The organism is Micromonospora sp. NPDC049282 (genome assembly GCF_043197045.1).
Taxonomy (GTDB): Bacteria; Actinomycetota; Actinomycetes; order Mycobacteriales; family Micromonosporaceae; genus Micromonospora.
Genome location: NZ_JBICSL010000006.1, coordinates 273573 through 283002 on the forward strand (window position 1 = coordinate 273573; position 9430 = coordinate 283002).

9 protein-coding genes are annotated in these 9430 nt (G+C 73.6%); 3 read left to right on the plus strand and 6 right to left on the minus strand.

Annotated features, from left to right (window positions below; genetic code table 11):
* Positions 1 to 75 precede the first annotated feature (75 nt).
* The 5 genes from ACGFI2_RS13955 to ACGFI2_RS13975 all read right to left on the minus strand — a co-directional run bounded on the left by ACGFI2_RS13955 (position 76) and on the right by ACGFI2_RS13975 (position 6022).
* On the minus strand, positions 76 to 1608 hold the full coding sequence (locus ACGFI2_RS13955) for an acyl-CoA carboxylase subunit beta (protein WP_393515703.1): 1533 nt from the start codon (positions 1606 to 1608) through the stop codon (positions 76 to 78).
* Between the two features lie 94 nt (positions 1609 to 1702).
* A complete protein-coding gene (locus ACGFI2_RS13960) occupies positions 1703 to 2623 on the minus strand; it encodes a hydroxymethylglutaryl-CoA lyase (RefSeq protein ID WP_393515706.1) in 921 nt (306 codons plus the stop codon).
* Between the two features lie 32 nt (positions 2624 to 2655).
* Entirely contained in the window at positions 2656 to 4023 is a 1368-nt protein-coding gene (locus ACGFI2_RS13965; RefSeq protein ID WP_393515709.1) for an acetyl/propionyl/methylcrotonyl-CoA carboxylase subunit alpha, read from the minus strand.
* 83 nt (positions 4024 to 4106) lie between these two features.
* Positions 4107 to 4721 (minus strand): TetR/AcrR family transcriptional regulator, encoded by a 615-nt coding sequence (locus ACGFI2_RS13970; protein ID WP_393515712.1) that lies wholly within the window; start codon positions 4719 to 4721, stop codon positions 4107 to 4109.
* 158 nt (positions 4722 to 4879) lie between these two features.
* The gene (locus ACGFI2_RS13975; RefSeq protein ID WP_393515715.1) at positions 4880 to 6022 is read right to left on the minus strand and encodes an FAD-dependent monooxygenase; all 1143 of its coding nucleotides are present in this window, start codon (positions 6020 to 6022) and stop codon (positions 4880 to 4882) included.
* Positions 6023 to 6116: 94 nt separating this feature from the next.
* On the opposite strand from ACGFI2_RS13975, the gene ACGFI2_RS13980 reads away from it, so the two are divergent.
* Genes ACGFI2_RS13980 through ACGFI2_RS13990 form a run of 3 tightly spaced genes read left to right on the plus strand, consistent with a single transcriptional unit; the run spans position 6117 to position 8432 of the window.
* Positions 6117 to 6710 carry a TetR family transcriptional regulator gene (locus tag ACGFI2_RS13980; RefSeq protein WP_393515718.1) on the plus strand — a complete coding sequence of 198 codons (594 nt, stop codon included), beginning with the start codon at positions 6117 to 6119 and terminating at the stop codon, positions 6708 to 6710.
* A 16-nt stretch (positions 6711 to 6726) separates the two neighbouring features.
* Positions 6727 to 7257 (plus strand): SigE family RNA polymerase sigma factor, encoded by a 531-nt coding sequence (locus tag ACGFI2_RS13985; RefSeq protein ID WP_393515721.1) that lies wholly within the window; start codon positions 6727 to 6729, stop codon positions 7255 to 7257.
* Complete coding sequence (locus ACGFI2_RS13990; protein WP_393515724.1) at positions 7254 to 8432, plus strand: hypothetical protein; 1179 nt, start codon at positions 7254 to 7256, stop codon at positions 8430 to 8432. Before ACGFI2_RS13985 ends, ACGFI2_RS13990 begins: the two co-directional genes overlap by 4 nt.
* Positions 8433 to 8472: 40 nt before the next feature.
* Here ACGFI2_RS13990 and ACGFI2_RS13995 read toward each other — a convergent pair whose 3' ends face one another.
* Complete coding sequence (locus ACGFI2_RS13995; protein ID WP_393515727.1) at positions 8473 to 9375, minus strand: sulfurtransferase; 903 nt, start codon at positions 9373 to 9375, stop codon at positions 8473 to 8475.
* Positions 9376 to 9430: the final 55 nt, after the last annotated feature.

The following is a 9430-nucleotide window of genomic DNA, read 5'->3' on the forward strand; positions in this document are numbered from 1 at the left end:
GCCGGGAGCGGCTGAAGCGTCAGGAGGGGCCCCTTCCTATGCACCAGGCGTTGAGCGGGGGCCCTTCCTTACCGGTCAGACGGGGGTGACGCCGTGGCGACGGTGGGAGAACTCGCGGTTCTTGGTGCGGGCGGCGGCGAACCGGCGCACCAGCTCGGCGCGCAGCTCGTGCGGCTCGACGATCGCGTCCACCACCAGCTCGCTGGCGAGCCGGACCACGTCGATGTCGCGCTCGTACTCCTCGCGCTTCGCGGCGACGAACGCGGCGCGCTCGGTCTCGTCCTCGATCGCGGCGATCTTGTTGGCGTAGACGGCGTTGACCGCGGCCTCGGCGCCCATCACCGCGATCTTCGCGGTGGGCAGCGCGATGGTGGCGTCGGGCTCGAAGCCGGGGCCGGCCATCGCGTAGAGACCCGCGCCGTACGCCTTGCGGACCACCACGCAGATCTTCGGCACGGTCGCCTCGGAGATCGCCGTGATCATCTTCGCGCCGTGCCGGATGATGCCCTGCTTCTCCACCGCGCTGCCGACCATGAAGCCCGGCACGTCGCTGAGGAACAGCAACGGCACGTTGAACGCGTCGCAGAGCTGCACGAAGCGGGTCGCCTTGTCGGCCGAGTCGACGAAGAGCACACCGCCCTTGAACATCGAGTTGTTGCCGACCACGCCGACGACCTCGCCGTTCAGCCGGCCGAAGCCGATGGTCAGCTCCTTGGCCCAGAGCGCCTGGATCTCGAAGAAGCTGCCCTCGTCGACCAGGCCCTTGACGTACCGGCGCATGTCGAACGCCTGCCGCTCGCTGGCCGGGACCAGCGCGGCCAGGTCGGCCTTCTCCGGCGCGGGCCGCGCCTCGGCGGCCGGCGGCGTCTCGGTCCAGTTGGCCGGCAGGTAGGACAGGTAGGTCCGCACCACGTCGAGCGCGTCGGTCTCGGTCTTGCAGAGGAAGTGGCCCACGCCGGACTCGGTGCAGTGCACCTTGGCCCCGCCCATCGCCTCCAGCGTGGTCTTCTCGCCGGTGACCATCTCGACCATCCGGTCGGAGCCGAGATACATGCTGGCGTTGCCGTCCACCATGGCCACCACGTCGCAGAACGCCGGAATGTACGCCCCGCCGGCCGCGCTCGGCCCGAAGAGCGCGCAGACCTGCGGAATCGCGCCGGAGGCCCGGACCTGGTTCCAGAAGATCTTCCCGGCGCCACGCCGGCCGGGGAAGAGGTCGACCTGGTCGGTGATCCGGGCGCCGGCGGAGTCGACCAGATAGACCATCGGGACGCGGGTCGAGTAGGCCCGCTCGATGATCCGGATGATCTTCTCGACGGTGCGGGCGCCCCAGCTCCCGGCCTTCACCGTGGAGTCGTTCGCCATCAGGCAGACCGGCCGGCCGTCGATGGTCGCGGTGCCGGTCACCACCCCGTCGGCGGGCAGACCGTCGGCCATGGCGTTGGCGTAGAGCCCGTCCTCGACGAAGGAGCCCTCGTCGACCAGGTGCGCCACCCGCTCGCGGGCGAAGAGTTTGCCCTTGGCCGCGTTGGCCGCGTGGTATTTGTCCGCACCGCCGGCACGGGCACGTTTTCGCAGCTGCTCCAGAGCCTCACCGTCGAGCGTCACGCCGACTCCCTCGCCACCCCACCGACCTGAACGATCGTTAGGCTACCCCACCCCCGCCCCCTCCGGCGACCCCGGAGGGAGCGGACCGGCGAGGTCAGCCCGGCATCGGGGTGAGGCGGGTACGGGGGCCGGCGCGCAGCACGCCGGAGGGGAGCTTCTTGCCGACCAGCCGCTCGGCCAGCTCCGCCGCCCCGATCAGGGCGTCCAGGTCGATGCCGGTGTCGACCCCCATGTCGTGCAGCATGTGCACCGCCTCCTCGGTGGCCAGGTTGCCGCTGGCGCCCGGGGCGTACGGGCAGCCGCCGAGGCCACCGACGCTGGCGTCGAACTCGGTGACGCCCAACTCCATCGCGGTGAGCATGTTGGCCAGGGCGGTGCCCCGGGTGTTGTGGAAGTGCAGCAGCACCGGCAGGTGGGCGTTGCGGTCGCGGACCGCGGTCACCAGCTCGCGGACCCGCCGGGGCGTACCCATGCCGGTGGTGTCGCCGAACGCGACCCGGTCCGCGCCGTCGCGGGCGACCCGGTCGACGATCGCGGCGACCCGCCGCGGGTCGACGTCCCCCTCGTAGGGGCAGCCGAAGCTGGTCGCCACGATCACCTCGGCGGTCGCGCCCGCGCCGTGCAGCAGGTCGATCAGCTCGGCGATGTCGTCCAGCGACTCCTCGGTCGAGCGGTTGACGTTGCGCCGGTTGTGCGTGTCGCTTGCCGACACCACCACCTCGATCTCGGTGAATCCGGCGGCCAGGGCCCGCTGCGCGCCCCGGGTGTTCGGCACCAGGGCCGAGTAGCGCACCCCGGCCACCTTCTCCGCCCGCTGCCACACCTCGTCGGCGTCGGCCATCTGCGGGATCGCCTTCGGGTGGACGAAGGAGACGGCCTCGATGCGCCGCACCCCGGTCCGGGACAGCGCGTCGAGCAGCCGCACCTTGGCGTCGGTCGGGATCGGCTCCTCGTTCTGGAGCCCGTCCCGCGGACCGACCTCACGGATGCTCACGGAGCTCGGCAGTTCCGCCATCAGATTCACCTCACTTGGGTCGAGCGGTCGGGTCAGCGCATCCGGCCGACGATGCCGGTGTCGTAGTCGCCGGAGAGGAACTCCGGGTTCTCCAGCAGCTCGGCGAAGAACGGCAGGTTGTTCTTCGGCCCGGCGATCTCGAACGCCGCCACCGCCGCCCGGGCGCGCTCCACGGCCTCCTCCCGGGTGGCGCCGCTGACGATCAGCTTGGCCAGCAGGCTGTCGTAGAACGGGGTGACCGTGTTGCCCTCGACGTAGCCGGAGTCCACCCGGACGCCCTCGCCGGTCGGCTCCACCCAGGTCCGGATCGCGCCCGGGCCGGGCAGGAAGCGCTTCGGGTCCTCGGCGTTGACCCGCAGCTCGATCGCGTGCCCACGCGGGGTGAGCGCGTCCGGGTCGAACGTCGGCGCCAGCCCGGCCGCCACCCGCAGTTGCTCCTCGACCAGGTCGACGCCGTAGACGTACTCGGTGACCGGGTGCTCGACCTGCAGCCGCGTGTTCATCTCCAGGAAGAAGAATTCTTCGGCGGCCGGGCTGCCATCCCCGAGGTCCCGCTGGCGCGGGACCAACAGGCACTCCACCGTGCCCGCGTTGCGGTAGCCGACCGCCTCACCCGCGCGGACCGCCGCCGCCAGGAACCGCGACCGCAGCTCCGGGGAGACCGCCGGGGAGGGTGACTCCTCGACCAGCTTCTGGTTGCGTCGCTGCACCGAGCACTCGCGCTCGCCGAGCGCCACCACCCGGCCGTCGGCCAGCCCGAGGATCTGCACCTCGACGTGGCGTACCCGGGGGAAGTAGCGCTCGATCAGCACCGAGCCGTCACCGAACATGCGCTCCGCGAACGCGCGGACCTTGTCGTACTCGGTGCGTAGCCCGGCCTCGTCGGCGGCCACGCCCATGCCCATGCCGCCGCCGCCCGCCGCGGCCTTGACCATCACCGGGTAGCCGATCCCGGCGGCGGCCGTGACGGCCGCGTCCAGATCGGCCGCCGGCTCGGTGGTGCCGGGCGCGACCGGAACGCCGGCCGCCGCCATCAGGTTGCGGGCGTTGATCTTGTCACCCATCGCGGTGATCGCGTCCGCGCCGGGCCCGACCCAGATCAGGCCGGCCTGCTCGACGGTACGGGCGAAGTCGGCGTTCTCCGACAGGAAGCCGTAGCCGGGGTGGATCGCCTGGGCGCCGGTGCTCCGGGCGGCGGCGAGGATCGCCTCGACGTTCCGGTAGCTCTGCGCCGGGTTGGCCGGGCCGACGCAGACCGCCTCGTCGGCCTCGGTCACGAACGGCAGGTCGGCGTCGGCCTCCGAGTGCACCGCGATCGCCCGGATCCCGAGCCGACGGGCCGTGCGGATCACCCGCCGCGCGATCTCCCCACGATTGGCCACCAGCAGCGAATCAAACATGTTCGGCAAGGAAGGGCCCCTTCTTAACGCCTGATGTATAGCCGGGGCCCCTTCTTAACATGTGTTAAGGCGCGCGGGGCGGGTCAGGTGGGGTCGGTGGGGGCCAGGAGGGCCGCCAGGGTCGCGCCGCGCAGCAGCTCGGCCCGGCGCCGGCGGTCCACCTCGCCGCCGAGGAACGGGGTGGAGTTCATCAGGCCGAACGCCGCGTGGGCGAGCACCCGCGCGGCGCCGTCCGGCAGGCCCGGGTGCAACGCGGTCAGCACGACGACCCACTCCTCGACGTACATCCGCTGAAGCCGGCGGATCCGGCGGCGCGGCTCCTCCGGGAGACGGTCCAGCTCGTGCAGGTGCAGCGCGATCACCGCCGGATTGGCCAGCGCGAACTCGACGTGGAAGTCGATCAGCGACTCCAGTGAGCCACGCGGGTCGTCCGGGTGGTCGGCGGCACGCTCCCGGCCGCCGGCGAGCAGCCCCTCGCTGACCGGGATCAGCGCGGCCGCCAGCATCGCCTCCTTGCCGGCGAAGTGGTGGTAGAGCGCCGGCCCGGTGACGCCCGCGGCCGCGCCGATGTCATCCATCGACACCCCGTGATAGCCCCGCGCCGCGAAGAGGCCGACCGCGATCTCCAGGATCTCGTCCCGCCGGGACCGGCGCCGGGCCGTGCCCGCCGCACCCCGCGCCTGCTGTTCCACCGCCACCGGGCCAGCCTAGACCTCACCTTCCAGGTGAGGGAGCCATGGTTACCCGTCGGTTCGCGGCCCACCCGCACCCCTCCTCGCCGATCTTGCGCTGCCGGCCCGGGCGGAACGGCAGAAAGCGGACCGGACGGGGGCCGCAACCGCAAGACCGGCGAGGGTCACGAGGTCGGAGCGGGCTCGAAACCGGCCAGCCGGACCGCCAGCCGTCGCCGGGCCGGAGGCAACACGGAGGCCGTGCGGAGCAGGAGGTTCCGCAGGGGGCGCAGGGGCGGCGGGGCGGCGGCGAGCCGGGTGAGGCCGGCGGCGAAGCCGAGCACCTCCTCGGCCAGCGGGCGGCGCTCCGTCGCGTACCGGTCGAGGGCCTCGGTGCCCGCGGCGAGCGCGTCGCCGAGGGCGACCGCGTCCCGCAACCCGAGGTTCATTCCCTGCCCGCCGGCCGGACTGTGCACGTGCGCCGCGTCGCCGGCGAGCAGCACCGGACCGGACCGGTAGCTGCTGGCGATGCGGTGGTGGATCCGGAACCGGGACGCCCACGCCATGCCGGTGACCCGGTCCGGCCGCCGGGCCGGGCCCCGCTCGTCGAGGAGCGCCTGGAAGTGCCGTGCCTGCGGCTCGCGCGGCGCGTCGGTGACGGTGGCGACCAGCCGGACCGTGCCGTCGGGAAGCGGCGCCCAGACCAGCGGGCCTCCGCCCGACAGGAACAGGTTGACCTGGTCGCGCGGGAGCACGCTGTCCACCCGCACGTCGGCCAGCAGGAACGACTCGCCCGGGTCGGCCGCGCCACCGAAGCCGATGCCGGCCAGTTCGCGGACCCGGCTGTGCATCCCGTCCGCGCCGACCACCCAGCGGGCCCGGACCGTGCCGCCGTCGGCGAACCGGGCGGTGGCGCCGGCGCCGTCGAGGTCGAGGTCGGTCAGCTCGTACGGCCGCAGCACCCGCCCGCCGAGCGCGGAGAGGCGGTCGGCGAGCACCGCCTCGGTCTCGGCCTGCGAGATCAGCAGCGCGTACGGGTAGCGGGACGGCAACCGGTCGAAGGGGACGGTGACCAGCAGCCGGTCCCGGTCGCGGACGGTGAACCGGGCCGAGTGCAGCCCTCGGTCGGCGAGCGGTTCGGCGACCCCGATCCGGTCGAGCACCTCGAGCGTGCCGGCGTGCACCACCGCGGCGCGCGAGGTGATCGGCGGCTCGGCCAGCCGGTCGACCACGGTGGTGGTCACCCCGTGCCGGGCCAGGGTGACGGCCACGGCCAGGCCGGTCGGCCCGGCCCCGACCACCAGGACGTCCGTGTGTTCGGGCAGCATCGCTCCACCTCCGTTTGGTCAACAACTGTTTGCCAACGCTTGTTGACTCGACACTAACGTCGATGTCAACGCTTGTTGGCCTACAGTCGTGGACATGACCGGACCGCCCGCCCGCACCCGCCGCTCCGACGCCACCCGGGCCGCCATCCTGCGCGCCGCCCGGGAACGCTTCGCCGCCGACGGCTACGACCGGGCCACCATCCGGGCGGTGGCCGCCGACGCCCAGATCGACCCGTCCATGGTCATGCGCTACTACGGCAGCAAGGAGGGGCTGTTCGCGGCGGCGGCCGAGTTCGACCTGCACCTGCCCGACCTGGCCCAGATCCCGACCGAGCGGCTCGGCGAGACGCTGGCCCGGCACTTCCTGCGCCGCTGGGAGGCCGACGGCACGCTCGTCGCCCTGCTCCGGGCCGCCAGCACCAACCCCGGCGCGGCCGAACAGATGCGCGGCATCTTCGCCGGGCAGCTCGCCACGGCGGTGGCCCGTTCCGGGGCCGACCCGGGGACCGCCGCCCGCCGGGCCGGCCTGGTCGCCAGCCAGATCCTCGGCCTCGCCCTCACCCGGTACGTGATCCGGCTGCCCCCCGTGGTCGAACTCGACCCGGACGAACTGGCCGAATGGGTCGGCCCGACGATCCAGCGCTACCTCACCCAACCTTTTCCACCGTCCCAGGCGTCTGCCGGGTGACGGAGGGAGAAGCCGGATGGGGCGTGCCGCGGATCACGGGCGGTCGGACTACCTCGCCTTCGTCGAGGCGCACCAGCATCGGCTGCTGCGCGCCGCGTATCTGGTCTGCGGCAACCGCCACCAGGCCGAGGACCTGCTCCAGGACGCGCTGCTGAAGCTGGCGCTGCGCTGGCCCGCGGTGCGCGACGGCGACCCGGCCGCGTACGTGCGCGCCATCCTCTACCGCGACGCGGTCTCCTGGTGGCGACGCCGGCGGCGGGAACGGCTCAGCGCGTACCCGCCGGACCGGGCGGGCGCGGACGCCGACGAGGCGCTGCGGCTGACCGTACGGGCCGCCCTCGACCGCCTGCCACCGCGCCAGCGGGCGGTCCTGGTGCTGCGCTACTTCGAGGACCTGACCGAGGTGGCGACCGCCGAGGCGCTCGGCGTCACCGTGGGCACCGTCAAGAGTCAGTGCCACGCGGCACTGCGCCGGCTCCGCGAGGTGGCACCCCACCTCGGCGACACCGACGACGGCCTGGTCACCGGGATGGAGGCGAAGCCGTGAACGAACCCCAACTGACCCGGCTGCTGACTCGGGCGGCGGAGGACGTCCGGCCGACCCGACCGGCCACCGCCGGCTGGGAGCGGGCCCGGCGGGTCCGCCGCGCCCGCCGGGCCGCGGGCGCCGCCGCCGTGGCGGTCGCCCTGATCGGCGGCGGTACGACCGCGCTCCTGCACCGCGCCGGCCCGCACCCGGTCACCCCGGCGCACCCCACGGTGAGCCCGGCCACCAGCGCGCCACCGGTGCAGCGGCCCCCGGCCACGCTCGACCGGTTCGACGACCCGCTCGACCGGATCGGTGACCGGGTGGCCGCGCCGCTCTCCGCCCGGCCGGTCGGACGGGCGCTGGCGCTGCTCCAGCCGATCAACCGGGACACCGGCGAGGCCGGCGTGATCCGGGTCCTCGGCGACGACGGCGTGGTCCGGGACCTCGACGTGGTCACGCTGAAGCCCACCCGGGACGCCGACGGCAACCAGGCGATCCCGCTCAAGGCGGGCAGCCTGTCACCGGACGGCCGGACCGCCGCCTTCGCGCAGACCGGTGAGGTGGTCGTGGTCGACCTGACCGACCCCGCGGTCCGCCGCTACCCGCTTCCGGGCTACCTGGAACACGTCGTCTGGGCCGGCGACCGGCTGCTCGTCGGCGACAACGACACCACGTACGAGGTGGACCGGCGCACCGGGAAGGCCCGGAAACTGCCGGTCGACCCGTGGGGGCTCGTCGTGCCCGAGCCGACCCGCGCCGGCGACCTGCTCGCCCTCGGCGGCACCGAGGAGAGCCTGGCCGTACGCCGGTTCCCCGCCGGCGGCGGGACGCCGGAGCGACGGCCGGTGACCACCGGCGAACTGCCCCCGGGCAACCGGCTGAACGAGGTCTACGGGCGGGGCTGGCAGCGCGGCGACCGGATCGCCCAGGCCGGCTGGACCACCACCGGCACCATGGGCGGTGGCGAGGGGGTCGCGGTGCTGGACGCCCGCACCGGCGCGGTGACCCGCCTGCTCGACCTGGGCCGCGACGGCCTGGCGAAGGCGTGCTGCGAGGTGCTCGGCTGGTCGGCCGACGGCGCGGTGCTGTTCCGCTACGACCTCGGCGGACTGGCCCGCTGGCGGCCGGAGACCGGCGAGGTGGCCTGGGTGGCCCGCGACGTGCCGGGCCAGGTGGCGCTCCCCGCCGGCTGACCGGCCGGTCCGCACCTCGCGGCGGGACCGGCCGGGACGCTCAGCGGGTCAGGCCGCCGGGCTGGTCGCCCTTGACGACAGGCGCCCGGACCAGGTTGCCCCACTCGGTCCACGAGCCGTCGTAGTTACGCACCTGCGGGAAGCCGAGCAGGTGGTGCAGCACGAACCAGGTGTGGCTGGACCGCTCGCCGATCCGGCAGTAGGCCACCACGTCGTCGGCCGGACTCAGCCCGAGCTGGTCGGCGTAGACGGCCCGCAGCTCGTCGGCGGACTTGAACGTGCCGTCGTCGTTCGCGGCCGACTTCCACGGCTTGCTCACCGCGCCCGGGATGTGCCCGCCGCGCAGCGCGCCCTCCTGCGGGTAGTCCGGCATGTGCAGCATCTCGCCGGTGTACTCGCCGGGCGAACGCACGTCGACAAGTGGCCGGCCGGCCGCCACGTGCGCCATCACCTGCTCCCGGTAGGCCCGGATCGGCGCGTCGTTGCGCTGCGGCACCGGGTAGTCGGCACGGGGCCGGGTCACCTTGTCGCGGGTCAGCTCCCGACCTTCGGCGATCCACTTCTGCCGGCCGCCGTCGAGCAGCCGCACGTCGGCGTGGCCGAAGAGGGAGAAGACCCAGAGGGCGTACGCGGCCCACCAGTTGAAGTTGTCGCCGTAGAAGACGACCGTGTCGTCACGGCCGATGCCCTTGGCCGCGCACAGCTCGGCGAAGCTCGCGGCATCCAGGTAGTCGCGGGTGACCTGGTCGTTCAGCTCGGTGTGCCAGTCGACCTTGACGGCGCCGGGAAGGTGGCCGGTGTCGTAGAGGAGCACGTCCTCGTCGGACTCGACCACCACGAGCCCGGCGTCGCCCAGGTGCTCGGCCAACCACTCGGTGGTGACCAGGCGCTGCGGGTCGGCGTACGACTGGAGGCGGGGATGCGGATCGCTCGGCACAGGCATGATCCCTAAGGTACGCCGGGTCGCCGGTGCGCGGCGGCGGGAATCGGATGCAGCG

Coding starts and splice junctions, on each gene's coding strand:
- ACGFI2_RS13975 (WP_393515715.1), bottom strand. CDS start 6,022: ATGCTGCCCGAACACACGGACGTCCTGGTGGTCGGGGCCGGGCCGACC.
- ACGFI2_RS13980 (WP_393515718.1), top strand. CDS start 6,117: ATGACCGGACCGCCCGCCCGCACCCGCCGCTCCGACGCCACCCGGGCC.
- ACGFI2_RS13985 (WP_393515721.1), top strand. CDS start 6,727: ATGGGGCGTGCCGCGGATCACGGGCGGTCGGACTACCTCGCCTTCGTC.
- ACGFI2_RS13960 (WP_393515706.1), bottom strand. CDS start 2,623: ATGGCGGAACTGCCGAGCTCCGTGAGCATCCGTGAGGTCGGTCCGCGG.
- ACGFI2_RS13995 (WP_393515727.1), bottom strand. CDS start 9,375: ATGCCTGTGCCGAGCGATCCGCATCCCCGCCTCCAGTCGTACGCCGAC.
- ACGFI2_RS13965 (WP_393515709.1), bottom strand. CDS start 4,023: ATGTTTGATTCGCTGCTGGTGGCCAATCGTGGGGAGATCGCGCGGCGG.